This window comes from Streptomyces sp. NPDC002104 (assembly GCF_053593795.1).
This window is the reverse complement of record NZ_JBSFDF010000039.1, coordinates 31312-54712: the sequence shown is the minus strand read 5'-3', so window position 1 is coordinate 54712 and position 23401 is coordinate 31312. Positions and strand designations below refer to the sequence as shown.

Genomic DNA, 23401 nt, shown 5'->3' with positions numbered 1-23401 from the left:
CCTGGCTCAGACGGTCCTGAAGGCCAGGGAGACGTTGTGGCCGCCGAAGCCGAAGGAGTTGTTGATCGCGGAGATCGGGCCGTCCGCCGGCAGCTTGCGGGGCTCGTCGCGCACGATGTCCGCGTCGATGTCGTCGTCGATGTCGTCGAGGTTGATCGTCGGCGGGGCGAGGCGGTGGTACAGCGCCAGCACCGTCGCGACGGTCTCGATGCCGCCCGCGCCACCCAGGAGGTGACCGGTCATCGACTTCGTGGCCGAGATCGCGATGTGGTCGAGGTCGTCGCCCAGCACCTTGCGCAGGGCCTTCAGCTCGGCCGTGTCACCCTGCGGGGTGGACGTGGCGTGCGCGTTCACGTGGACCAGCTCGGCCGGGTCCAGACCCGTGTTGTCGAGCAGGTTCTGCAGGGCCGCCGAGACACCGCGGCCGGTGGGCTCCGGCTGCGCGATGTGGTGGCTGTCCGCGGACAGGCCCTGGCCCAGCACCTCGCAGTAGACACGGGCGCCGCGCGCGGCGGCGTGCTCGGCGGACTCCAGGACGATGACGCCGGCACCCTCGCCGAGGACGAAGCCGTCGCGGGCCTTGTCGTACGGACGGGAGGCCGTGGTCGGGTTCTCGTTGTTCTTGGACATCGCCATCATGTTGGCGAACGCCGCGATCGGCAGCGGGTGGATCGCCGCCTCGGTGCCGCCGGCGACGACCACGTCGGCACGGCCGGTACGGATCATCTCGACGGCGTAGCCGATGGCCTCGGCGCCGGACGCGCAGGCGCTGACCGGAGTGTGCACACCCGCGCGGGCGTTGACCTCCAGGCCGACGTTGGCCGACGGGCCGTTGGGCATGAGCATGGGGACGGTGTGCGGGGAGACCCGGCGCACACCCTTTTCCTTCAGTACGTCGTACTGGTCGAGCAGGGTGGTCACGCCGCCGATGCCGGAAGCGATGACGGTGCCCAGGCGCTCGGGCGCGATGGACGCGTCCTCGCCCGCCGGGGCGGTGTAACCGGCGTCGGCCCACGCCTCGCGGGCCGCGATGATCGCGAACTGGGCCGAACGGTCCAGCTTGCGGGCCAGCGGCCGCGGGAGGACCTCACCGGGGTCCACGGCGGCGGTGGCGGCGATACGGACCGGGAGTTCGGCGAAGCGCTCACCTTCGAGGGGCCTTACGCCGGAACGGCCGGCAAGCAGGCCTTCCCAGGTCGAAGCGCTGTCGCCACCCAGCGGAGTGGTTGCGCCGATACCGGTGACGACCACGGTGCGATTGGTCGGGCTCACAGGAATTCTTTCTCCACGTTTCAGGGGGTGAATTGTCACGGCGCCACCGCCAGGTGGCGACAAACGCTCGTCAGGCTCAGGCCTGGTGCTTGAGGATGTAGCTCGCGGCGTCGCCGACGGTCTTGAGACCCTTGACGTCCTCGTCCGGGATCTTCACCTCGAAGCGCTCTTCGGCGGCGACGACGACCTCGACCATGGACAGCGAGTCGACGTCCAGGTCGTCGGTGAAGGACTTCTCGAGCTGGACGTCCTCGGTCGGGATGCCGGCGATCTCGTTGACGATCTCCGCGAGACCTTCGACGATTTCTTCCTGGGTGAAGGCCATGTTGGCGCTCCTTCTATAGCTAGCTGGGGTTCGAACGGAGCCCGGGATGCGGATCCCGGGCCCTAGGGGAGGGTAACGACCGTGGCGGCGTAGACGAGCCCCGCCCCGAAGCCGATGACGAGCGCGGTGTCGCCGCTCTTCGCCGCTCCGGTCGCCAGGAGCCGCTCCATTGCGAGCGGGATCGAGGCGGCCGAGGTGTTGCCGGTGGTTTCGATGTCACGGGCGACCGTGACGTGCTCCGGCAGCTTCAGAGTCTTCACCATCGAGTCGATGATCCGCATGTTCGCCTGGTGCGGAATGAAGACGTCCAGGTCATCAGCGGTGATCCCGGCTGCGTCGAGCGCCTGCTGGGCCACCTTGGCCATCTCGAAGACGGCCCAGCGGAAGACCGCCTGACCCTCCTGCGTGATGGCCGGAAACTTCTCGCCGCCGTCCTTGCCGAGGTACTCGTCCCACGGCACGGTCTGCTTGATGGTCTCCGACTTGTCGCCCTCCGAACCCCACACCGTGGGGCCGATGGCCGGCTCGTCCGAGGGACCGACGACCACGGCGCCCGCACCGTCACCGAAGAGGAAGGCCGTCGCGCGGTCCTCCAGGTCGGTCAGGTCCGAGAGCCGCTCCACGCCGATGACGAGGACGTACTCCGCGGAACCCTCGACGACGAGACCCTTGGCCAGGGTCAGGCCGTAGCCGAACCCGGCGCAGCCCGCGGAGATGTCGAAGGCGGCGGGCTTGCCCGCGCCGATGCGGTGCGCGATCTCGGTCGCCACGGCCGGGGTCTGCTTGAAGTGCGACACCGTCGAGACGATCACGGCGCCGATCTTCTCCGGGGCGATCCCGGCGGCGGCCAGGGCCTTGCCCGAGGCCTCCACCGACATCGCGGCGACGGTCTCCTGGGGCGAGGCCCAGTGCCGCGTCGCGATGCCGGACCGCGAGCGGATCCACTCGTCGGAGGAGTCGATGGTTTCGAGGATGACCTCGTTCGGCACCACGCGGACCGGACGGTAGCCGCCGACTCCGAGGATGCGGGCGTACGGGGAGCCCTTGGCAGGCTTGATCTTCGACATGCTGAGTGGGCTCCTTCTCTCAGACCGCGTGCTCGGTGACGAGCGCCGCGGCCTTGTCGAGATCGTCCGGGGTCTTCAGCGCCACGCTCGGTACGCCCTTCAGCGCGCGCTTGGCCAGACCCGTCAGGGTGCCACCGGGGGACAGCTCCACGATCCCGGTGACGCCCCGTGCGGCGAACGTCTCCATGCACAGGTCCCAGCGGACCGGGTTGGCCACCTGGCCAACCAGCCGGGCGACGACGTCGGCGCCCGTGGTCACGACCTGACCATCCTTGTTCGATACGTACGTCAGCGCCGGGTCGGCCGGGGAGAGGGCCTCGGCGGCCTTCTCCAGACCGGCGACGGCCGGAGCCATGTGGTGCGTGTGGAAGGCGCCCGCGACCTTGAGGGCGACGACCTTCATGGAACCCTCGGGCTTGTCGGCCTCCAGGGCCGCGATCTGCTCCATGGTCCCGGCGGCCACGATCTGGCCCGCGCCGTTGACGTTCGCCGGGGTCAGACCCAGCTTCTCCAGGTGCGCGACGACGACGTCCGGGTCCCCGCCGAGGACGGCGGCCATGCCCGTCGCGGTGATCGCCGCGGCCTCCGCCATGGCGAGCCCGCGGGTCCGTACGAAGGACAGCGCGTCCGTGTCGGACAGCACCCCGGCGTACGCGGCGGCGGTGATCTCGCCGACGCTGTGGCCCGCCACGGCGCCGAAGGCCCCGGGGCCGACCGCGGGAAGGGCGGTGAGCTCGGCCGCGGCGAGCAGGCCGGCGGCCACCAGCAGGGGCTGTGCGACGGCCGTGTCGCGGATCTCGTCCGCGTCGGCCTTCGTGCCGTAGTGGGCAAGGTCGAGCCCGATGGCGTCCGACCAGCCGGCGACGCGGTCAGCGGCGCCGGGCAGTTCGAGCCAGGGAGTCAGGAAGCCGGGCGTCTGTGCGCCTTGGCCGGGAGCGACGAGTACGAGCACCCTCACACTCTCTCTTGTGTTCGGTCCGCGCCGCCCGTGGGGACAGGGACGAAGAACCATCGGGGTAATTGTTGATGTCCGACAAAAGCTTAGGACTGAGGATCGCCGTCGGCCAGACGCCCGAGGATCAGGGCGATTCGCAGAGTGAACGCGGAACGGACATCGGAGGGCGACCAGCCGGTGACGTCTGTCACACGTCGCAGCCGGTAGCGCACGGTGTTCGGGTGGACGAACAGCATCCGAGCTGCGCCTTCCAGGCTGCTCGCCTGCTCCAGATAAACACTCAGCGTTTCCAGCAGCGCCGAGCCGGCCTCTTCGAGTGGTCTGTAGATCTCCTCCACCAACTGCTCGCGGGCCGAAGGGTCGGAGGCGATCGCGCGTTCGGGCAGGAGATCGTCCGCGAGGACCGGCCTCGGCGCGTCCTGCCACGCCGTGCACGCCTTCAGCCCGGCCGCGGCGGCCTGCGCCGACTTCGTCGCGTTCAGCAGGTCCGGGACCACCGGTCCGGCGACCACCGCACCCGCCGCGAACGGCCCGATCAGCGACTTCGCCACCTGCATCGGATTGTCGCTGCCGCCCGCGATCACCACGAGCCGGTCGCCCAGCACACCGGTGAGCACCTGCAGCTTGTGGTGGCGGGCCGCCCGCCGGATCGCCTCGACCGTCAGCTCGCTGTCGCCCTCCGGGGCAGTGCCCAGCACCACGCACACGTGCTCGGGAGAGTTCCAGCCCAGGGCCGCGGCCCGGGACAGCGCACCCTCGTCGGCCTCCCCGGACAGCACCGCGTTGACCACCAGGGACTCCAGCCGGGCGTCCCACGCACCGCGCGCCTCGGCGGCCTGCGCGTACACCTGGGCGGTCGCGAAGGCGATCTCCCGGGCGTACACGAGCAGCGCCTCGCGCAGGATCGACTCGTCGCCGGGCGCGGCGACCTCGTCGATCGCGGTCTCCATGACCTCGATCGTGGTGCGCACCATCTCGACCGTCTGGCGCAGGGTGATCGCCCGGGTCAGCTCGCGCGGAGCCGTCCCGAAGACATCGGTGGAGATCGCCTGGGGGGTCTCCGGATGCCGGAACCACTCGGTGAACGCGGCGATGCCGGCCTGGGCCACCAGGCCGATCCAGGACCGGTTCTCCGGTGGCATCGCCCGGTACCACGACAGCGTCTCGTCCATGCGCGCGATGGCGTTGGCGGCGAGCCGGCCGGAGGACTTCTCCAGTCGTCGCAGCGTCGCCGCGTGCGGATGGGCCGGAGCCGGATGCGCGGAGTGGACCACGGGTGAATGCTCACGTTCGGGTTGGGGCACGTGACAAGACTGCCTTATCGGGACGGCTGCGCGGAGTCCGGTCCCGTCCCCGGCCGCGCCCCGGAGGCTACGGTGGCGTCCATGATTGATGTACGCCGCGGCTCCGACCGGTACGAGGGCGGGGACCCCGACGCCGGCGGAGCGGGGATCACCACCCGGCACGCCTTCTCCTTCGGCGCGCACTACGACCCCGACAACCTGCGGTTCGGCCCGCTCCTGGCGTGCAACGAGGAGAGCCTCGCCCCCGGCGCGGGCTTCGACGAGCACCCCCACAGCCACACCGAGATCGTGACCTGGGTGGCCGAGGGCGAGCTCACCCACCGCGACGCCACGGGCTCCGCCACCCTGGTGCGGCCCGGCGACGTGCAGCACCTCGCCGCGGCGTCCGGGACCCGGCACGTGGAACGCAACGACGGGCCCGCCCCGCTCCGCTTCGTCCAGATGTGGCTGGCCCCGGCCGACCGGGAGGCTCCGGCCGGGGAGCCCTCGTACACGCTGGTCAGGGGCATCGCCGACGGCGCGTCCTACGCCGTGCCCGCCGCCGGGGCCGTCCTGCACGTACGCCGTCCGGGCGCGGGCGAGCGCGTGGCCGTACCGGCCGCCGGGCGGGCGTACCTGCACGTCGTACGGGGAGACCTGCGGCTGGACGGCGAGGAACTGGAGCCCGGGGACTCGGCGCGGATCACCGGCGAGCCGGAGCTCGAACTGGTCGCCGGATCGCCGGCCGAGGTGCTGATCTGGGAGTTCCCGTAGGGGCCCTCAGCGGGTGCGGAGCTCGGCGAGCACGGCGTCGGTGAACGGCGGCCAGGCCTCGACCGCCCACGGCCCGAAGGCGCGGTCCGTCAGCGCCACGCAGGCGGCGCGGGCGTCCGGGTCCACCCACAGGAAGGTCCCGGACTGCCCGAAGTGCCCGAAGGTGCGCGGCGAGGAGCCGGCGCCCGTCCAGTGCGGGGCCTTGCCGTCGCGGATCTCCACGCCGAGACCCCAGTCGTTGGGGGACTGGTGGCCGTAGCCGGGCAGGACGCCCTTGAGCCCGGGGTGGACCACCGAGGTGGCCTCGGCCACGGTGCGCACGTCCAGCAGCCGGGGCTGCTGCAGCTCGGCGGCGAAGCGCAGGAGGTCGGAGACGGTGGAGACGCCGTCCTTGGCGGGCGAGCCCTCCAGGCTGCTCGACGCCATGCCGAGCGGCTCGAAGACGGCCTCGGCCAGGTACGCGGCGAAGGGGATCCCGGTGGCCTTCGCGATGTGGTCCCCGAGCTCCTCGAAACCGGCGTTCGAGTACAGCCGGCGCTCCCCGGGAGGGGCCGTCACCCGGTGCTCGTCGAAGGCCAGGCCACTGGTGTGGGCGAGCAGGTGGCGCACGGTGGAGCCCGCGGGCCCGGCCGGCTCGTCCAGCTCGATCGCGCCCTCCTCATAGGCGACGAGGGCGGCGTAGGCGCTGAGCGGCTTGGTGACGGAGGCCAGCGGGAAGCGGTGGTCCACCGGGCCGTGCGTACCGAGCACGGTCCCGTCGGCGTGGACGACGGCCGCGGCGGCGGTCGGGACCGGCCAGTTCTCGATGATGCGCAGACTCTGCAAGCTCTCCATGCGGCCGAGGGTACTTGCTTGGAGTGCACTCCAAGGATTTAGCGTGGAGACATGAGCCTGACGCAGACCACCCTGCAGACGCGGACGCGGTACACGATCAGCGAGGTCGAGGCACGGACCGGTCTGACCCAGCACACCTTGCGCTGGTACGAGCGGATCGGCCTCATGCCGCACGTGGACCGCTCGCACTCGGGGCAGCGCCGGTTCACCGACAAGGACCTCGAATGGCTGGGTTTCGTCGGGAAGCTGCGCACCACCGGAATGTCGGTGGCGGACATGGTCCGGTACGCGGAACTCGTCCGCGAGGGCCCGCACACCGCCGACGCCCGGCGCGAACTGCTGGAGCGCACCCGCGACGAGGTGCGGACGCGGATCGCGGAGCTGACCGACGCGCTCGCCGTACTGGACTACAAGATCGACACGTATGCGATGTGCACCGCCGTCGCGGATGCCGTCGCGGGAGAGGCAGACCGGACATGACCGGCAACACGGCAGGGAACACGGCAGGCAACACGGCACCGATCGAGCAGGTCGAACTGGGCCGGGGCGGACCGCTGGTGGGCGTCCAGGGCCTCGGCTGCATGGGCATGAGCGAGTTCTACGGGGACACGGACGAGGCGGCGGCCCGGCAGACCCTGGACGCGGCGCTGGACGCGGGGGTCACCCTCTTCGACACCGCAGACGTCTACGGGCGCGGCGCCAACGAGGAGTTCCTCGCGCCGTTCGTGGCCGCGCACCGCGACCGGATCACCCTCGCCACGAAGTTCGCCATAGAGCGGACGGACGACCCGCAGTACCGGGGCGTCCGCAACGACCGCGCGTACATCCGTGGCGCGGTGGAGGACAGTCTGCGCAGGCTGGGCACCGAGGTGATCGACCTCTACTACATGCACCGGCGGGATCCGGCCGTTCCGTTCGCCGAGTCGGTGGGCGCGATGGCGGAGCTGGTCAAGGAGGGCAAGGTCCTTCACCTCGGGCTCAGCGAGGTGACCGGCGCCGAGCTGCGCGAGGCGCACGCGGTGCACCCGATCGCGGCGCTCCAGTCGGAGTGGTCGCTGTTCAGCCGGGACGTGGAGCGCAGCGCGGTGGGCGCGGCGGCGGAGCTGGGCGTGGCCTTCGTGCCGTACTCCCCGCTCGGGCGCGGCTTCCTGACCGGGGCCTTCGCGGACGCTTCGGCGGATCTGACGGCCGATGACTTCCGGCAGTACCAGCCCCGGTTCACCGGTGACAACGCGAAGGCGAACGGGGCGCTGCTGGCGCCGGTACGGGAGATCGCGGCGGCCCGCGGTGCGACGCCGGCGCAGATCGCCCTGGCGTGGGTGCAGCAGCGGGCGGCGGTGCACGGCCTGACGGTCGTCCCGATCCCGGGCACCCGCAAGCCCTCCCGCCTCGCGGAGAACACGGCGGCGACCCGCATCACCCTGACGGCCGCCGAACTGTCCCTCCTGGACCCGATAGCGGCCCAGGTCGCGGGCGACCGCTACCCGGACATGAGCTCCACGTCGGCGGCCCGCGAGGGGTAGTTCTCCAGTCCGCCCGGCGTTCGAGGACCGGGGTCCGGGGCGGATCCCGGGGGAACGGGCGGGTAGGGGACGGGCCCCGCGGGGCCGGGCCCGGGACCCTCGCGGGGTCAGCCCCGCCCGGCCGTGAAGCGGTCGCGCAGGGCCCGGTACTCCGCGTCCGTGAGCAGCCCCGCCCCGTGCAGCTCGGCGAGATGCTGCATCCGCTCCCAGTCCCGGGGCCCGGGGACCCGGGCCGCCCCCACGCCGGAGGCGACGACCGCCCGGGCCCGCAGCGCCACGAGCACCGCCGCCGCGAACGGCAGCGACTCGTGCACGGCTCCGTACCCCACGGCGAAGACCGCGGAGGCGAGGTCGTGGTCCGGCCGGGGATCGCCGGCGCCCTCGCGGGGCAACAGCCGCAGGTGCCCGCCGGAGCGTTCCGGGGAGTGCCAGACGAGCCCGGTCAGGGCGGCCAGCGGGTACCGCTGGTCGCCCGCCTTCCACTTGGCGCTGGTGGCCCCGGTGCGCGACCAGCGGAAGGAGACGGCGCCGCCGTCGAAGGAGAGCCGGGCGTCGTACGCCTTCAGCGTGGCCGGCGGCTCCGGGGCGGCGACGAGGAACCGCTCGGCCGGCTCGGCCGGGCCGAGCCGTTCGCGCAGGGCCTCGGCGAAGGCCGCCGCCCGGACGGCCCCGTCCCCGGCGCCGCCGCCCGGCAGCGCCAGCCGGTACGGATCGCAGGCGTCCCGCAACTGCCCCGCCGCGGCGTCCATCAGGGGGTCCGCTCCCACCCGCACGCGGGCGTGCAGCACCGGGGTGTCCCGCCGTCCCACGGTCAGGCCCACCCCGGACAGCGCTTCCAGCGGAATCCGGCGTTCCCCCAGGGCGTGCCAGAGTCTGGGCGTTCGCATCCCCCGTGCGAAGCGGATGATGAGCGAGTTCGTGGTGCGGTCGAACTCCCAGACGGCATGGTTTCCGGCCAGTACGTCACCCATGCGGCACATCGTAAAGGGACGAACCCCCGGGCGTCCCCCCGCTGCGAGGTCCGATTTCGGGTCGGCCGAGGGGTCAGGCGCCGTCCGTACCGGATGTCCCGCGCCGGCAGGTGTCGTCCCCGGTGGCGCACACGGTGGAACCGAACGCACCGGTTCCGATTTTGGCGAAGTTGTCCAGGGATTCGGTGCCTGGCTCGAAGTAGCCGGTGTGGCTCTTGGCTCCGGCCGCCGACAGGACCCGCGCGCCGAACTCCCCGGAGACCGGATCCGCGCCGTGGCCCAGGCCCCCGAACTCCAGGTGGGGCACGTCGGCGATCCAGTCGCCGGCGTCGCGCATCGCCCAGACCCGCGCGGAGGTGTGCAGCTCGGCGGCGTTCCCGGCGCGCATGCCGGGGCTGCCCGCGACCACGATGTCCGTGACCCGGGGCGGCAGTTCGTGCGCCGCCACCCCGCACACCACGGAACCGTAGCTGTGGCAGAACAGGGCCACGCTCGCGCGCCCCGGCAGCCCGGAGGCCAGCGAGCGCAGCCTGACCGCACCGTCCACGGCCAGCCGCCCGGTCGCCGCGTCCATGCCGACTCCGGTCGGGGCGGTGTAGCCGGCCCAGGCGATGACCGCGGTCCGGCCGCCGGGGGCGGCCGCGCGCTCGGCCTCGTACAGGGACTCGGCCATGCCGACCGGTGCGGTCAGCTTGCGCACCGAGCGCTCGAAGGTGAGCGCGTCGGTGTCGACCCCGGGGACGACCACCGAGACCCGGCGGGCCTCGCCGAGGTCGCCGAAGACCTCCGCGACGAGGGCGCCGCCGGTGGGGTCGAAGACGAGGATCTGCCGGCCGGGCTCGGCGAGGGACTCGAAGCGGTGGGAGCGCCGGGCGGCGACGGCGCGGTCGGAGGGGGCCAGCGTGATGTCGTGCGCGCGGCTGTCCTCGGCCCGCGCGGCCTGCTTCAGGGCCATCCGGTTGGCCCGGTAGCGGACAGCGGGCGGCACACCGTCGAGATTGCCGACCACCAGCGGGTGACCCTCGGCGAGCCGGGCGCGCTGGGCGCCGTCGAGGCTCGCGAAGAAACGTGCCACCACGGGCGCCGGGGCGTCCGCGGCGGGCAGGGCCCGGCCTTCGAAGCGGGCCGCCGCCCAGGACGTGAGCGCGGCCTCGCGCGGGGACGGGTCGTCAGCGGACCGGTAGACGGCCGTCCAGCCGGTGGTCGCGAGCATCAGGAAGACGACCGTCAGCGCGAGCAGGGCGCGCAGGGCGGCCGGGCGCGCGGGGGCGTCGGGGAAGTGGGTGTGGGCGGGGCCGGGCAGGTTCACTGCGTCCAGCCTAGGAGACCGCGGCGGGTGCCTGCGCGCCGGGTGACGGGAGTCACGGCCGGCCGTGGGACGCCCGCCGGCGGGTGCTCCCGTACGGGACCGCGCGCGCGGGCGCCCGCCTCCGTACGGGACTTCGCGGGCCGGGCGCAAACCGCGCAGGTCAGGCGGGCCGGCGCCAGTCGGAGGCCAGCGCCGGGCCGATCTGGTCGAGGTAGACCTCGGTCATCCGCCGGATGGCGGCCACGCTGGTGTCCTCGCCCTGCCCCCAGAGCCGTCCGGTGACGCGCATCACGCCCGTGAACGCGGCGACGGCCACGCGCGGACGCGGATCGGCGTCCACGTCCAGCCCCTCGCGGCAGGCCAGCAGCCGGGCGATGCGCTCCTCCAGTTCGGTGGAGCGCCGCAGGTGCACGGCGAGCAGGGCCGGGGTGGACTCGATCAGCTGGTAGCTGCGCATGTACAGGTCGATGGGGACCAGGTCCGAGATGGCCTCGTCGACGGTGTCCCAGGCGGCGAGCACGGCCGAGCGCATCGCCTCGAAGGGGCCCTCGGCCGGCGGGCGGGACTCCAGTGCCGCGACGAAGTGCGATTCGACCAGGTCCTGGACGGCGAAGGCGACTTCTTCCTTGTTGGCGAAGTACCGGAAGAAGGTCCGCTGGGAGACGTCCACGGCGTCGGTGATCTCGTCGACGGTGGTCTCCTCGTACCCCTGGGCGATGAAGAGGAGGAGGGCCGCACGCAGCAGTGCGTCGCGCGTGCGCCGTTTCTTGCGCTCGCGCAGTCCGGCCGGCGGTGCGGACGCGGGCCGCTGATCGGTCATCACGGCGGTCAGGGTACCTGTGACCGACCTGACAGTGACTGTCCGACGAAGCGGTCTGTGAAGTGTCAGTCGCTGTCACTAATCTGTCCGCATGACTAGTCAGACCACCGTCGACGGCGGGGACGCACTCTCGCTCACCAAGGACCCGGGCCCCGCACCGGCCCGTACGGGCCTCAGGGGCCACCCGTGGCTCACCCTGTTCGCCGTCGCGATCGGCGTCATGATGGTCACCCTCGACGGCACGATCGTCGCCGTCGCCAACCCGGCCATCCAGAAGGACCTCGGCGCCTCGCTCGCCGACGTCCAGTGGATCACCAACGGCTATCTGCTCGCCCTCGCGGTCTCCCTCATCACCGCGGGCAAGCTCGGCGACCGCTTCGGCCACCGGCAGACCTTCCTCATAGGCATCGCCGGGTTCGCCGTCTCCTCGGCGGCCATCGGCCTCTCCAGCGGGGTCGAGCTCGTCATCGGCTTCCGCGTCGCGCAGGGCGTCTTCGGGGCGCTGCTGATGCCCGCCGCGCTGGGCCTGCTGCGGGCGACCTTCCCGGCCGAGAAGCTCAACATGGCCATCGGCATCTGGGGCATGGTCATCGGCGCGTCCACCGCCGCCGGGCCGATCGTCGGCGGCCTGCTCGTCGAGAACGTGAGCTGGCAGTCCGTCTTCTTCATCAACGTCCCCGTCGGCATCCTCGCGCTCGCCTTCGGCCTGTTCATCCTGGTCGACCACCGGGCCGAGAACGCCCCGCGCTCCTTCGACGTCCTCGGCATCCTGCTGCTGTCGGCCGGGATGTTCTCGCTGATCTGGGCGCTGATCAAGGCCTCGGAATGGGGCTGGGGAGACACGAAGACCCTCGCCTTCCTCGGCGGCTCCGTGCTGTGCTTCGTGGCCTTCGCCTTCTGGGAGAACTCCGTCTCCGAGCCGCTGATCCCGCTCGGCATGTTCCGCTCGCTGCCGCTGTCCGCGGGCACGGTGCTGATGGTCCTGATGGCCTTCGCCTTCATGGGCGGGCTGTTCTTCGTCACCTTCTACCTGCAGAACGTCCACGGCATGAGCCCCGTCGACAGCGGTCTGCACCTGCTGCCGCTCACCGGCATGATGATCATCGGATCGCCGCTCGCGGGCCTCGCCATCACCAAGGTCGGCCCGCGGCCGCCGCTCGTCGCGGGAATGATCGCCACCGCCGTCGCCTGCTTCGGGATGGCCCAGCTGACCCCGGGCAGCTCCACCCCCACCATGTCGCTCTGGTTCGCCCTGATGGGCCTCGGACTCGCGCCCGTCATGGTCGGCGCCACCGAGGTCATCGTCGGCAACGCCCCGCTGGAGCTCTCGGGCGTCGCCGGCGGCCTCCAGCAGGCCGCCATGCAGGTCGGCGGCAGCCTGGGCACCGCCGTGCTCGGCGCGGTCATGGCGAGCAAGGTCGGCAGCGTCCTCGAGGACAACTGGGCCGGGGCCGGGCTGCCGCCGCTCACCCCGGAGCAGGCGGACCTCGCGGAGAAGGGCATCCAGGTCGGCATCGCCCCGGTCCCGCCGGGGGCTCCCGAGCAGCTCGCGGCGACCATCACGGGGGTCGCGCACGACACGTTCGTGTCAGGGATGAGCACGGCCTTCACCGTCGCGGGCGTGGTCGCGGTACTCGCCGCGGTGGTGGCCGGCTTCACCAAGCGCGGCGAGAACGCGGCGGCGGGCGCGGGCGCGGCCCACATCTAGGTCGTCTTGGCCGCGCGTCCTTGGAACCGGCGCCGTCCGAGCCGCCCGCTGCGGCCCGGGCGGCGCCTCCCGCGCTTCCGCGGCCCCGTCCGCCGCCGATCGGAAGGGGCCGCGGAAGCGTCAACGCCGCGCGTACGACGGCCCCGCCGGGAGGTTGCGGCGGGGCCGTCGCCTATCAGGGTGGACCCGCCCGCGAGCCCTTCCGCCGGGGCGTCCGCGCAGGTCAGCGTGGTGCCGACGGAGCCTCCGGAAACGGTCCGGGGCCCGTTCGTCCACCAGGAGTTGACCCGTCATGCGTACGTGGAGCACCACTTTCCCGCAGCGCACCGCCGCCACGGCCACCGTTCTCGCCGCCACCCTGCTGATCCCGGGCACCGCGGAATCCGCCCACGCGGCGGGCCTCGCCCCGGGCCTCGCCACGGCGCCGGCTCACGCACAGGCCCGGGCGCAGGCCCGCGCCGACGCCCCGGCTCCCGTACGGGCCTCCGGGCGGGCGAAGGCCAAGGGGCGGGCCGCCGGGCCGCCGGCGCTCGGGGCCTGCGCCACCGGGCAGCTGTGCCTGTGGGCGAAGCCGGAGTTCAAGGGCGCCCGGACCACCCACGAGCTCAGCACCCTCGACATCAACAGCTGCACCGCCCTGCCCGCCGGGACCACCGCCCAGTCCCTCACGAACCGGACCGGCCGCCCGGTCACCACCTACCAGTCGGCCGAATGCGCCGAGACCGGTGAGTTCCAGACCTACCCGGGCGACGGGGTGTGGCTGCCCCAGTCGCCCTACCAGGTCAGGGCGTTCAAGGTGTGGGAGCGCTGACGGAGCCGCCGCCCGCCTGCACCGGCCCGCCCTGGACGCCGACCCCGGCGCCCGGGGCGGGGTCGGCGGCGGGGCCCGCGACTCCCGGGACCAGGCCGGCCCCCGGGACCCCGCCGGCCCCCGTGGCCAGGCCGGCCCCCGGGACCAGGCCGGCCCCCGCGGCCAGGCCGGCCCCCGGGGCCCCGCCGAGGCGGGCGACCTCGGCGCGCAGCGCCCGTACCTCCGCCGTCAGTTCGGAGATCGCCGCCGTCTGGGCCCGCTCGACCAGGTCGTCGCGTTCGAAACGGGAGATGAACCAGGCCGCGATGTTGGCCGTCACCACACCCAGCAGCGCGATCCCGGACAGCATCAGCCCGACCGCCAGGAGCCGTCCGAGGCCGGTGGTGGGGGAGTGGTCCCCGTAGCCGACCGTCGTCATCGTGGTCACCGACCACCACAGGGCGTCCCCGAGGTTCTTGATGTTGCCGTCGGGGGCGTCCCGCTCCACGCTCAGCACCGCCAGCGAGCCGAACATCAGCAGCCCGACCACCGCGCCCGCCACGTACGTGGTCAGCCGGATCTGCGGGGCCATCCGGGCCCGCCGGCCCACCAGCATCAGCGTGGAGACCACCCTGAGCAGCCGCAGCGGCTGGATCATCGGCAGCAGCACCGCCGCCAGGTCCATCCAGTGGGTCCGTACGAAGGCCCGCTTCGAGTGCGCCAGGCCCAGCCGGACCACGTAGTCGGCGGCGAAGGCGGCCCACACCACCCACTCGGCGTGCGTGCAGGCGTGATGCACCCACGGGCTGGCGTCGGGCGCCACGATGGGCACGGCGTAGGCGACGGCGAATCCCAGGGCGAGCACCAGCAGAGGCGTCTGCGTCCGGCGCTCCCACCGCGACTGGCGGGAGGGTTGCTTCATGCCCAGCATCGTAAAGAACAAGTAAGGGGCGCTGGGACAAATGTCCCAGCGCCCCCTCGGAAGAGTGACGGCTACGCGTCGCCCCCGGCCGCGCCCGGGTCGGCCGCCCGGACGTCCAGCAGCTGGTACCGGTCGATCGCCTGCTTCAGCGCCGAACGGTCGATCTTGCCCTCCTTGGCCAGCTCGGTCAGCACCGAGAGGACCACCGACTGCGCGTCGATGTGGAAGAAGCGCCGGGCCGCGCCCCGCGTGTCCGCGAAGCCGAAGCCGTCCGCGCCCAGCGAGGTGTACGTGCCGGGCACCCAGCGCGAGATCTGGTCCGGGACCGCCCGCATCCAGTCGGAGACCGCCACGAACGGGCCCTCCGCACCGGACAGCTTGCTCGTCACGTACGGGACGCGCTGCTCCTCCTCCGGGTGGAGCAGGTTGTGCTCCTCCACGGCGACGGCCTCGCGGCGCAGCTCGTTCCAGGAGGTCGCCGACCAGACGTCCGCCCGGACGTTCCACTCGGCGGCCAGGATCCGCTGCGCCTCCAGCGCCCACGGCACCGCCACGCCCGAGGCCATGATCTGCGCCCCGACGGCTCCCGAGGTGCCCTCGGAGATCCGGTGGATGCCCTTGAGGATCCCGTCCACGTCCACGCCGGCCGGCTCGGCCGGGTGCTGGATGGGCTCGTTGTAGACCGTCAGGTAGTAGAAGACGTCCTCGGCGTCGGGGCCGTACATGCGCCGCAGACCGTCCTTGACGATGTGCGCGATCTCGTACCCGTAGGCCGGGTCGTACGCCACGCAGCCCGGGTTGGTCGAGGCCAGCAGCTGGGAGTGGCCGTCGGCGTGCTGCAGGCCCTCACCCGTCAGGGTGGTCCGGCCGGCGGTCGCGCCGAGGACGAAACCGCGCGCCAGCTGGTCGGCCATCTGCCAGAACTGGTCACCCGTGCGCTGGAAACCGAACATCGAGTAGAAGACGTAGACCGGGATCAGCGGCTCGCCGTGCGTGGCGTACGCCGAACCCGCGGCGATCAGCGAGGCCGTGCAGCCCGCCTCCGAGATGCCGTCGTGCAGCATCTGGCCGGTCGGGGACTCCTTGTACGCGAGCAGCAGGTCGCGGTCGACCGCCTCGTACTGCTGGCCCAGCGGGTTGTAGATCTTGGCGCTCGGGAAGAACGCGTCCATGCCGAATGTGCGGTACTCGTCGGGGGCGATCAGCACGAAGCGCTTGCCGATCTCCTTGTCCCGCATGAGGTCCTTCAGGATGCGGACGAAGGCCATGGTGGTGGCGATCGACTGCTGGCCCGAGCCCTTCTTGGCGGCCGCGTAGGTGGCGTCGCCCGGCAGCTGCAGCGGCTTCGCGCGCACCACGCGGGTCGGCACGTAGCCGCCGAGCGCACTGCGGCGGTCGTGCATGTACTGGATCTCGGGGGAGTTGCGGCCCGGGTGGTAGTACGGCGGCGCGCCGTCCTCCAGCTGGGCGTCCGTGATCGGGATGTGCAGGCGGTCGCGGAAGCGCTTGAGGTCGTCGGCCGTCAGCTTCTTCATCTGGTGGGTCGCGTTGCGGCCCTCGAAGTTCGGGCCGAGGGTCCAGCCCTTGACCGTCTGCGCCAGGATCACCGTCGGCTGGCCCTTGTGGGCCTTGGCCGCCGCGTAGGCCGCGTAGACCTTCTTGTGGTCGTGACCGCCGCGGCCCAGGTGCTGGATCTGCTGGTCGGACATGTTCTCGACCATGGCGCGCAGCCGGTGGTCGCCGCCGAAGAAGTGCTCGCGGATGTACGCGCCGGTCTCGGTGGCGTACGTCTGGAACTGGCCGTCCGGGGTGGTGTTGAGCTTGTTGACCAGGATGCCGTCGCGGTCCTGGGCCAGCAGCGGGTCCCAGGAGCGGTCCCAGATCAGCTTGATGACGTTCCAGCCGGCGCCGCGGAACTGCGACTCCAGCTCCTGCATGATCTTGCCGTTGCCGCGGACCGGGCCGTCGAGGCGCTGCAGGTTGCAGTTGACGACGAAGGTCAGGTTGTCGAGGTGCTCGCGGGCCGCGATGGAGAGCTGGCCGAGCGACTCGGGCTCGTCCATCTCGCCGTCGCCGAGATACGCCCAAACGTGTGACTTGGAGGTGTCCGCGATCCCGCGGGCCTCCATGTACCGGTTCATCCGGGCCTGGTAGATCGCACCGAGCGGGCCGAGGCCCATCGAGACGGTCGGGAACTCCCAGAAGTCCGGCATGAGCCGCGGGTGCGGGTAGCTGGAGAGGCCGTACGGGGCCTTCGACTTCTCCTGGCGGAACGCGTCGAGCTGCTGCTCGGAGAGCCGGTCCAGGAGGTAGGCGCGGGCGTAGATGCCGGGCGAGGCGTGGCCCTGGAAGAAGATCTGGTCGCCGCCGTCGCCCTCGTCCTTGCCCCGGAAGAAGTGGTTGAAGCCCACGTCGTAGAGGGAGGCGGAGGAGGCGAAGGTGGCGATGTGACCGCCGACGCCGATCCCGGGACGCTGGGCGCGCGAGACCATGACGGCCGCGTTCCACCGGGTGGCGTTGAGGACCTTGCGCTCGATCTCCTCGTTGCCGGGGAAGAAGGGCTCGTCCTTGGTGGCGATCGTGTTGACGTAGTCCGTGGAGCGCATCTCGGGCACGGCCACGCGCTTCTCGCGGGCCCGTTCCATCAGCCGCAGCATCAGGTAGCGGGCGCGCTCGCGGCCCCGCTCGTCGACGGCCGCGTCAAGGGAGTCGAGCCACTCCTGCGTCTCTTCCGGATCGAAGTCCGGTACCTGACTCGGCAGGCCACCAATGATGATCGGATTGCGATCGGATGCGGAAGCCACGCTGTTCCTTCGCTGTCGGGGGAGTCGTGCCTTGAGTCTCGCCGCCTCCCATGGTCTTACGCTCGGCAGAAATCGTCATCTTTACCGTTGGGTAATCCCTTGAGGTGGCGGGATTGTGCTGGCTGCGGCGACGACAACGCCCAAACCGCAACCTTACGCCCATGTCGATCAACCCCTTCGCAAGGCCGTTCGTCCCTCAAACAGGTGCGAAAGTCCCGGGGCCGCGCCGAATGAGGTGGAATGGTGTGGGATGAATCACCAGGGGTACATGCGGAAGGGCTGAAAGTTGCGGCGAGACGGCCGCAATCGTCACCGTTTCGACGGTCTCGGCGACCGGGTACTTGCGCGATCCGCCGCTCCCGTGTGGACTACGCCCATGCTGCGCGTACGCGCGCCGCCGAAGAACATTCACCGAACATGAGCAGGAGGCACCCCGTGAGCGCGACCGCGGACCACGCGGAGAACCTGGCCGCCAGGCTGGGTTTCCAGTCCGAACAGGTGGTCCAGGAAATCGGCTTCGACGACGACGTCGATCAGGAATTCCGTGATGCCGTAGAGGATCACGTCACCGAACTCGTCGATGAGGACTACGACGATGTCGCAGACGCGGTTCTGCTGTGGTTCCGGGAGGACGACGGCGACCTGACGGACGCCCTGGTCGACGCGACCGAGCTGGTCGAGGACGGCGCACTGATCCTGCTGGTGACCCCCAAGACCGGCAAGGACGGTTTTGTCGAGGCCAGCGACATCAGCGAGGCCGCCGAGACCGCCGGCCTCTCGCTGGCGAAGGGTCTCCCCGTCGGCAAGGAGTGGACCGCCACCAAGCTGGCGACTCCGAAGACGGCCAAGTCCAAGCGCTGAGCCGCGCCCCGCAGTCATGCGGACCACACACGCACCCCGCACGCCGGATGCTTCCCGGCGGGCGGGGTGTGTGCGTTTCGCGGGCGGAGCGGAGCCGGACGCGCGGTGGGCCCGCCAGCGGGTCCACGAACGGGCCCATAAGCTGGGATCACCCGAACAGCCCAACGCAGGGATGCGGGACGAACGCGGGACGAAGGGATGCGACAGATGGCGATCGAGGTCGGCAGCAAGGCCCCGGACTTCGAGCTCAAGGACAACCACGGCAGGGCCGTGCGGCTCTCCGACTTCCGGGGGGAGAAGGCCGTCGTGCTGCTCTTCTACCCCTTCGCCTTCACCGGCGTCTGCACCGGCGAGCTCTGCGAGCTGCGCGACCAGCTGCCGCGCTTCCAGAACGACGACGTGCAGCTCCTCGCGGTCTCCAACGACTCCGTGCCCACCCTGCGCGTCTTCGGCGAGCAGGAGGGGCTGGAATACCCGCTGCTGTCGGACTTCTGGCCGCACGGCGAGGTCTCCCGCGCCTACGGGGTCTTCGACGAGGAGAAGGGCTGCGCGGTGCGCGGCACCTTCGTCATCGACCGGGAGGGCATCGTGCGCTGGAGCGTCGTCAACGGACTGCCCGACGCGCGTGACCTGAACGAGTACATCAAGGCCCTCGACAGCCTCTGAGTCCGTACCGCAGGCTCATGGGCACGGTGCCGGCAGGCACGCGGGCCCGTTCGCCTGGAATAAGCCCGTACAGGCGGGAACCCGTCACTAGGATCGAAACGTTGATCCGATAGCAACCGCACGACGGGGCCCCGCCCCACACAAAACCTTATGGAGGACCCGTGGGAGTCAGCCTCAGCAAGGGCGGCAACGTCTCGCTGTCCAAGGCCGCGCCGAACCTGACCGCGGTCATCGTCGGTCTGGGCTGGGACGCTCGCACCACCACCGGTGTCGACTTCGACCTCGACGCCAGCGCGATCCTGACCAACGACCAGGGCAAGGTCGCCAGCGACGCGAACTTCGTCTTCTTCAACAACCTGAAGAGCCCCGACGGCTCGGTCGAGCACACCGGTGACAACACCACCGGTGAGGGCGAGGGCGACGACGAGGCGATCAAGGTCAACCTCGCCGGCGTCCCCGCCGACGTGGCCAAGATCGTCTTCCCGGTCTCGATCTACGAGGCCGAGAGCCGCCAGCAGAGCTTCGGCCAGGTCCGCAACGCGTACATCCGCGTCGTGAACCAGGCCGACAACGCCGAGCTCGCCCGCTACGACCTGTCGGAGGACGCCTCGACCGAGACCGCCATGGTCTTCGGCGAGCTCTACCGCAACGGTGCGGAGTGGAAGTTCCGCGCCATCGGCCAGGGCTACGCCTCGGGCCTGCGCGGCATCGCGCAGGACTTCGGCGTCAACGTCTGAGCCTGCTCGGCCAGAGCAGTCGTACCATCCGTCCGGCGCCGTGCACTCGTGTGTACGGCGCCGGACCGGCTTTACGGCCGTACCGCCGTACCGTCACACCGCCTTACCGCCTTACCGTCACACCGCCTTACGCCGTACCGTCACTTCGCCACACCGCCACCGTCGTCCGGGGAGGACCACAACATGGGCGTCACACTCGCCAAGGGGGGCAATGTCTCCCTCTCCAAAGCCGCACCGAACCTGACCCGGGTTCTGGTCGGCCTCGGATGGGACGCGCGCTCGACCACGGGCGCCGACTTCGACCTCGATGCCAGCGCACTCCTGTGCAACAACGGCCGGGTGCTCGGGGACGAGTACTTCGTCTTCTACAACAACCTGAAGAGCCCCGAGGGCTCCGTCGAACACACGGGGGACAACCTCACCGGCGAGGGTGAAGGGGACGACGAGTCGATCATCATCGACCTCACCAAGGTCCCGGCCGGCGTGGACAAGATCGTCTTCCCGGTCTCGATCCACGAGGCCGAGGCCCGCCGGCAGAGCTTCGGCCAGGTCAGCAATGCCTTCATCCGGGTGGTGAACGAGGCGGACGGTCAGGAACTGGCCCGCTACGACCTTTCCGAGGACGCCTCCAGCGAGACCGCGATGATCTTCGGCGAGGTCTACCGGTACGGGGGCGAATGGAAGTTCCGTGCGGTGGGGCAGGGGTACGCGTCGGGGCTCCGCGGCATCGCTCTAGACTTCGGGGTCAACGTTTCGTAAAGCCGTACAACACGATGGGATGCCAGTGGTTCTGAAAACCTTCGGCTGGTCGTTCGCAGTCACTGCGCTCGGACTGGTCGCAGCGGTGCTCTACGGGGGGTGGGAGGCCTTCGGGGTCGTTGCGATCCTGACCATCCTTGAGATCTCGCTGTCCTTCGACAACGCGGTGGTCAACGCCGGAATCCTGAAGAAGATGAATGCCTTCTGGCAGAAGATCTTCCTCACCGTCGGTGTCCTCATCGCCGTGTTCGGCATGCGCCTGGTCTTCCCGATCGTGATCGTGGCGATCAGCGCCAAGATCGGGCCGATCGACGCCGTCGACCTCGCGGTGTCCGAACCGGACCGCTACAAGCAGCTCGTCACGGACGCACACCCGTCCATCGCCGCCTTCGGTGGCATGTTCCTGCTGATGATCTTCCTCGACTTCATCTTCGAGGACCGCGACATCAAGTGGCTCGCGTGGCTGGAGCGTCCGCTCGCCAAGCTCGGCAAGATCGACATGCTGTCGGCGTGCATCGCGCTGATCGTCCTGGCCGTCACCTCGATGACCTTCGCCGTCAACGCCCACCAGCACGGCGGCGTGCACGTGGACAAGGCGCAGACCGTCCTGATCTCCGGCATCTTCGGCCTGGTCACCTACATGATCGTCGGCGGCCTCTCCGGCTACTTCGAGAACAAGCTGGAGGAAGAGGAGGAGCACGAGCACGAGCTGGAGGAAGAGGCGAAGAAGAGCGGTAAATCCGTCTCGGTCGTCGCCATGGCCGGCAAGGCCGCGTTCTTCATGTTCCTCTACCTCGAAGTCCTCGACGCCTCCTTCTCCTTCGACGGGGTCATCGGCGCCTTCGCCATCACCAGCGACATCGTGATCATGGCCCTCGGCCTCGGCATCGGTGCCATGTACGTCCGGTCGCTGACGGTCTACCTGGTCCGCCAGGGAACCCTCGACGACTACGTCTACCTGGAGCACGGCGCGCACTACGCCATCGGCGCGCTCGCCGTCCTCCTGCTCGTCACCATCCAGTACGAGATCAACGAGGTCATCACCGGCCTCGTCGGCGTCGTCCTGATCGCCTGGTCCTTCTGGTCCTCCGTGCGCCGCAACAAGCGCCTGGAACTGGAGGGTTCCACCGCCGAGGCATGATCGCGGCGGTAATGCGGAACGCTCAAGTGCGGGGCGGTCCGGCGGGTCCACGGACCCACCGGGCCGCCCCGTCCGCATGCCGGGACCGAACCCCGGCGTGCCTGAGGGGGCCAAGCGGGCCAAGGGAGCAGGGGGGTTGTGGGGATGGGATTCTTCGACGGCATCAGGGGCAGCCGCGGCACGCAGTTCCAGTCGGGCAGTGCCTCGTCGAACGCGATCGAGCTGACCAAACGCCATCCGACGGTGTCGCTCACCAAACAGGGGGCGGTGCACGGCAACTTGCGCGTGAACCTCTCCTGGCGGATGCGGACCTCGGACATAGGCGGCCGCAGCCCCGGCCAGAGCGGGCAGCTCTTCCGGCACCCGTTCAAGCTGTTCAAACCCGATATGGTGCAGGCGCACACCCAGGGCATGGTCAATGTCGACCTCGACATCGGCTGCCTCTACGAGCTGACCGACGGCACCCGGGGCGTCGTCCAGCCCCTGGGGAACCTGCACGGGGACATCAACAGCCCGCCGTACGTGAAGCTCAGCGGGGACGACCGGTTCGGGGCGCCCTCCGGCGAGACGATCTTCGTCAACCTCGACCACGCCGAGGAGATCAAGCGGCTGCTGGTCTTCGTCTACATCTACGACCAGACCCCGGCCTTCGACCGGACGCACGCCCTGGTCACCCTCTACCCGATCACCGGGCCGCGCATCGAGATCCCGCTGGAGGAGCGCCACCCGCACGCCCGCTCCTGCGCCGTCGTCTCCCTCGAGAACGTCAAGGGGGAACTGATCGTGCGGCGCGAGGTCACCTTCGTGTACGGGTTCCAGGCCGAGCTCGACCGGCTGTACGGGTGGGGCCTCCAGTGGGGCCGGGGCTACAAGACCAAGACCTGAGCGGGCCGCCGGGGCCGTGGAGCGGCCGGGGCGCCCGCGCGGGCTCGTGCGCCGGCCCCTGCGCGGGCGCGTGCGACGGCCGCCGGGCTCAGCGGCGGATGAACTGCGGGCCCTGCGCCGGGAGCCGGAAGGACGGGTCCCCGCCCGGAGCCGGCACCGGGGCCTGGGCCACGGGCTGCGGGTAGCCGTAGGCGGGCTCGGCGACGGGCGGGGCCTGGGTGGGCGGTGCGAGGGCCGTCGTGGCGGCCTGCGCCTGGGGCTGTCCCTGTCCCTGCCCTTGTCCCTGGGCCTGTCCCTGTCCCTGCTCCGGGGCCTCCGGGGCGTTCTCGTCCACGGAGATCCCGTGGTCGGTGGCCAGTCCGACGAGCCCGTTGGAGTAGCCCTCGCCCAGCGCGCGGAACTTCCACGCGTCGGCCCGCCGGTACAGCTCGCCGCAGATCAGCGCCGTCTCGGCGCCCGTCTCCGGCCGCACGTCGAAGTAGGCCAGCGGTTCGGAGCCGCCGGTCGCCGTGGCGTCGTAGAGCAGGATCCGCAGGTCGCGGACCCGCTCGAAGGGGACGTCCTCGGCGGAGGCGACGACCAGGATCCGGTCCACGGCCGGTGTGACGGCCCGCAGGTCCGCCTGGACGGCGTCGGTGATGCCGTCGCCGAGCTGCTTCTTCCCGAGCCGCCAGACGGCCCCCGAGGGGTGCCGGGGCTGGTTGTAGAAGACGAAGTCCTCGTCCGAGCGCACGCGCCCGTCCGCCCCCACGAGCAGCGCGGAGGCGTCCACGTCGGGCACGTCGGGCCCCGCGGTCCAGCGCAGCACCGCGCGGACCGCCACGGCGGCCACGGGGATGTTGGAGCCCTTCTGCATCGCGTGCGTCATGGCGGTCATCCTGCCCTCCCGGGCGGGACCGGGACAATGCGGCCCCCCGTAGACCTTGTCCGGATCGCGAGACCTGGGCATGGTGCAAGAGGGTTACCTGGATTTCATGTGCTTGAGGAACTCTTGA

The 23401-nt window shown here is 71.0% G+C and carries 23 protein-coding genes; 11 read left to right on the top strand and 12 right to left on the bottom strand.

Annotation, left to right across the window (positions count from 1 at the left end):
* Positions 1–6 precede the first annotated feature (6 nt).
* From fabF to ACWCP2_RS27570, 5 genes are all read right to left on the bottom strand, one after another.
* The gene (gene fabF, locus ACWCP2_RS27590; RefSeq protein ID WP_450911275.1) at positions 7–1272 is read right to left on the bottom strand and encodes a beta-ketoacyl-ACP synthase II; all 1266 of its coding nucleotides are present in this window, start codon (positions 1270–1272) and stop codon (positions 7–9) included.
* A 76-nt stretch (positions 1273–1348) separates the two neighbouring features.
* On the bottom strand, positions 1349–1597 hold the full coding sequence (locus ACWCP2_RS27585) for an acyl carrier protein (protein WP_243329395.1): 249 nt from the start codon (positions 1595–1597) through the stop codon (positions 1349–1351).
* Between the two features lie 62 nt (positions 1598–1659).
* A complete protein-coding gene (locus ACWCP2_RS27580; protein WP_450911274.1) occupies positions 1660–2664 on the bottom strand; it encodes a beta-ketoacyl-ACP synthase 3 in 1005 nt (334 codons plus the stop codon).
* Between the two features lie 19 nt (positions 2665–2683).
* The gene (locus ACWCP2_RS27575) at positions 2684–3616 is read right to left on the bottom strand and encodes an ACP S-malonyltransferase (RefSeq protein ID WP_450911273.1); all 933 of its coding nucleotides are present in this window, start codon (positions 3614–3616) and stop codon (positions 2684–2686) included.
* An 89-nt stretch (positions 3617–3705) separates the two neighbouring features.
* Positions 3706–4893 (bottom strand): PucR family transcriptional regulator, encoded by a 1188-nt coding sequence (locus ACWCP2_RS27570; protein ID WP_266877476.1) that lies wholly within the window; start codon positions 4891–4893, stop codon positions 3706–3708.
* Positions 4894–5004: 111 nt separating this feature from the next.
* On the opposite strand from ACWCP2_RS27570, the gene ACWCP2_RS27565 reads away from it, so the two are divergent.
* A complete protein-coding gene (locus tag ACWCP2_RS27565) occupies positions 5005–5676 on the top strand; it encodes a pirin family protein (RefSeq protein ID WP_450911272.1) in 672 nt (223 codons plus the stop codon).
* A 6-nt stretch (positions 5677–5682) separates the two neighbouring features.
* Here the strand turns inward: ACWCP2_RS27565 and ACWCP2_RS27560 are convergent, their stop codons facing one another.
* Positions 5683–6510, bottom strand: coding sequence for a serine hydrolase domain-containing protein (locus ACWCP2_RS27560; protein ID WP_450911271.1), 828 nt, complete (start codon positions 6508–6510; stop codon positions 5683–5685).
* Between the two features lie 51 nt (positions 6511–6561).
* Between ACWCP2_RS27560 and ACWCP2_RS27555 the strand changes: the two genes are divergently transcribed.
* Together ACWCP2_RS27555 and ACWCP2_RS27550 are read left to right on the top strand one after the other, a co-directional pair.
* Positions 6562–6990: a MerR family transcriptional regulator gene (locus tag ACWCP2_RS27555; RefSeq protein ID WP_450911270.1), complete on the top strand. Its 429-nt coding sequence runs from the start codon at positions 6562–6564 to the stop codon at positions 6988–6990.
* Positions 6987–8033 (top strand): aldo/keto reductase, encoded by a 1047-nt coding sequence (locus ACWCP2_RS27550; RefSeq protein WP_450911269.1) that lies wholly within the window; start codon positions 6987–6989, stop codon positions 8031–8033. Before ACWCP2_RS27555 ends, ACWCP2_RS27550 begins: the two co-directional genes overlap by 4 nt.
* A gap of 107 nt (positions 8034–8140) precedes the next feature.
* On the opposite strand, the gene ACWCP2_RS27545 is transcribed toward ACWCP2_RS27550, so the two are convergent.
* The 3 genes from ACWCP2_RS27545 to ACWCP2_RS27535 form a co-directional block, all read right to left on the bottom strand.
* Positions 8141–9004 carry a DUF4429 domain-containing protein gene (locus ACWCP2_RS27545; protein ID WP_450911268.1) on the bottom strand — a complete coding sequence of 288 codons (864 nt, stop codon included), beginning with the start codon at positions 9002–9004 and terminating at the stop codon, positions 8141–8143.
* Between the two features lie 73 nt (positions 9005–9077).
* Entirely contained in the window at positions 9078–10217 is a 1140-nt protein-coding gene (locus ACWCP2_RS27540) for an alpha/beta hydrolase (RefSeq protein ID WP_450911293.1), read from the bottom strand.
* Between the two features lie 256 nt (positions 10218–10473).
* Complete coding sequence (locus ACWCP2_RS27535; RefSeq protein WP_450911292.1) at positions 10474–11133, bottom strand: TetR/AcrR family transcriptional regulator; 660 nt, start codon at positions 11131–11133, stop codon at positions 10474–10476.
* Positions 11134–11224: 91 nt separating this feature from the next.
* Between ACWCP2_RS27535 and ACWCP2_RS27530 the strand changes: the two genes are divergently transcribed.
* Both ACWCP2_RS27530 and ACWCP2_RS27525 read left to right on the top strand, forming a co-directional pair.
* The gene (locus ACWCP2_RS27530; RefSeq protein WP_450911267.1) at positions 11225–12841 is read left to right on the top strand and encodes an MFS transporter; all 1617 of its coding nucleotides are present in this window, start codon (positions 11225–11227) and stop codon (positions 12839–12841) included.
* A gap of 292 nt (positions 12842–13133) precedes the next feature.
* Positions 13134–13652, top strand: a complete 519-nt coding sequence (locus ACWCP2_RS27525; RefSeq protein WP_450911266.1) for a peptidase inhibitor family I36 protein — start codon at positions 13134–13136, stop codon at positions 13650–13652.
* On the opposite strand, the gene ACWCP2_RS27520 is transcribed toward ACWCP2_RS27525, so the two are convergent.
* Positions 13633–14553, bottom strand: coding sequence for a potassium channel family protein (locus ACWCP2_RS27520; RefSeq protein WP_450911265.1), 921 nt, complete (start codon positions 14551–14553; stop codon positions 13633–13635). The two genes, ACWCP2_RS27525 and ACWCP2_RS27520, sit on opposite strands and share 20 nt — an antisense overlap.
* 71 nt (positions 14554–14624) lie before the next feature.
* Positions 14625–17357: a pyruvate dehydrogenase (acetyl-transferring), homodimeric type gene (gene aceE / locus ACWCP2_RS27515; protein WP_450911264.1), complete on the bottom strand. Its 2733-nt coding sequence runs from the start codon at positions 17355–17357 to the stop codon at positions 14625–14627.
* Positions 17358–17792: 435 nt separating this feature from the next.
* On the opposite strand from aceE, the gene ACWCP2_RS27510 reads away from it, so the two are divergent.
* The 6 genes from ACWCP2_RS27510 to ACWCP2_RS27485 all read left to right on the top strand — a co-directional run bounded on the left by ACWCP2_RS27510 (position 17793) and on the right by ACWCP2_RS27485 (position 22406).
* A complete protein-coding gene (locus tag ACWCP2_RS27510) occupies positions 17793–18218 on the top strand; it encodes a DUF3052 domain-containing protein (RefSeq protein ID WP_266877468.1) in 426 nt (141 codons plus the stop codon).
* A gap of 207 nt (positions 18219–18425) precedes the next feature.
* A complete protein-coding gene (locus tag ACWCP2_RS27505; protein WP_450911263.1) occupies positions 18426–18884 on the top strand; it encodes a peroxiredoxin in 459 nt (152 codons plus the stop codon).
* 161 nt (positions 18885–19045) lie between these two features.
* A complete protein-coding gene (locus tag ACWCP2_RS27500; RefSeq protein ID WP_254385430.1) occupies positions 19046–19621 on the top strand; it encodes a TerD family protein in 576 nt (191 codons plus the stop codon).
* 183 nt (positions 19622–19804) lie between these two features.
* Positions 19805–20380 (top strand): TerD family protein, encoded by a 576-nt coding sequence (locus ACWCP2_RS27495; protein ID WP_383944165.1) that lies wholly within the window; start codon positions 19805–19807, stop codon positions 20378–20380.
* A gap of 25 nt (positions 20381–20405) precedes the next feature.
* On the top strand, positions 20406–21521 hold the full coding sequence (locus tag ACWCP2_RS27490; protein WP_450911291.1) for a DUF475 domain-containing protein: 1116 nt from the start codon (positions 20406–20408) through the stop codon (positions 21519–21521).
* Between the two features lie 144 nt (positions 21522–21665).
* Positions 21666–22406: a TerD family protein gene (locus ACWCP2_RS27485; protein WP_450911262.1), complete on the top strand. Its 741-nt coding sequence runs from the start codon at positions 21666–21668 to the stop codon at positions 22404–22406.
* An 88-nt stretch (positions 22407–22494) separates the two neighbouring features.
* On the opposite strand, the gene ACWCP2_RS27480 is transcribed toward ACWCP2_RS27485, so the two are convergent.
* Positions 22495–23283, bottom strand: coding sequence for a TerD family protein (locus ACWCP2_RS27480; protein WP_450911261.1), 789 nt, complete (start codon positions 23281–23283; stop codon positions 22495–22497).
* Positions 23284–23401 lie beyond the last annotated feature (118 nt).

Excerpts from the sequence above, each read along its gene's own strand:
- ACWCP2_RS27585 (WP_243329395.1), bottom strand. The coding sequence starts at position 1,597 with ATGGCCTTCACCCAGGAAGAAATCGTCGAAGGTCTCGCGGAGATCGTC.
- ACWCP2_RS27580 (WP_450911274.1), bottom strand. The coding sequence starts at position 2,664 with ATGTCGAAGATCAAGCCTGCCAAGGGCTCCCCGTACGCCCGCATCCTC.
- ACWCP2_RS27565 (WP_450911272.1), top strand. The coding sequence starts at position 5,005 with ATGATTGATGTACGCCGCGGCTCCGACCGGTACGAGGGCGGGGACCCC.
- ACWCP2_RS27560 (WP_450911271.1), bottom strand. The coding sequence starts at position 6,510 with ATGGAGAGCTTGCAGAGTCTGCGCATCATCGAGAACTGGCCGGTCCCG.
- ACWCP2_RS27555 (WP_450911270.1), top strand. The coding sequence starts at position 6,562 with ATGAGCCTGACGCAGACCACCCTGCAGACGCGGACGCGGTACACGATC.
- ACWCP2_RS27550 (WP_450911269.1), top strand. The coding sequence starts at position 6,987 with ATGACCGGCAACACGGCAGGGAACACGGCAGGCAACACGGCACCGATC.
- ACWCP2_RS27545 (WP_450911268.1), bottom strand. The coding sequence starts at position 9,004 with ATGGGTGACGTACTGGCCGGAAACCATGCCGTCTGGGAGTTCGACCGC.
- ACWCP2_RS27540 (WP_450911293.1), bottom strand. The coding sequence starts at position 10,217 with ATGCTCGCGACCACCGGCTGGACGGCCGTCTACCGGTCCGCTGACGAC.
- ACWCP2_RS27535 (WP_450911292.1), bottom strand. The coding sequence starts at position 11,133 with ATGACCGATCAGCGGCCCGCGTCCGCACCGCCGGCCGGACTGCGCGAG.
- ACWCP2_RS27530 (WP_450911267.1), top strand. The coding sequence starts at position 11,225 with ATGACTAGTCAGACCACCGTCGACGGCGGGGACGCACTCTCGCTCACC.
- ACWCP2_RS27525 (WP_450911266.1), top strand. The coding sequence starts at position 13,134 with ATGCGTACGTGGAGCACCACTTTCCCGCAGCGCACCGCCGCCACGGCC.
- ACWCP2_RS27520 (WP_450911265.1), bottom strand. The coding sequence starts at position 14,553 with ATGAAGCAACCCTCCCGCCAGTCGCGGTGGGAGCGCCGGACGCAGACG.
- ACWCP2_RS27505 (WP_450911263.1), top strand. The coding sequence starts at position 18,426 with ATGGCGATCGAGGTCGGCAGCAAGGCCCCGGACTTCGAGCTCAAGGAC.
- ACWCP2_RS27495 (WP_383944165.1), top strand. The coding sequence starts at position 19,805 with ATGGGCGTCACACTCGCCAAGGGGGGCAATGTCTCCCTCTCCAAAGCC.
- ACWCP2_RS27485 (WP_450911262.1), top strand. The coding sequence starts at position 21,666 with ATGGGATTCTTCGACGGCATCAGGGGCAGCCGCGGCACGCAGTTCCAG.
- ACWCP2_RS27480 (WP_450911261.1), bottom strand. The coding sequence starts at position 23,283 with ATGACCGCCATGACGCACGCGATGCAGAAGGGCTCCAACATCCCCGTG.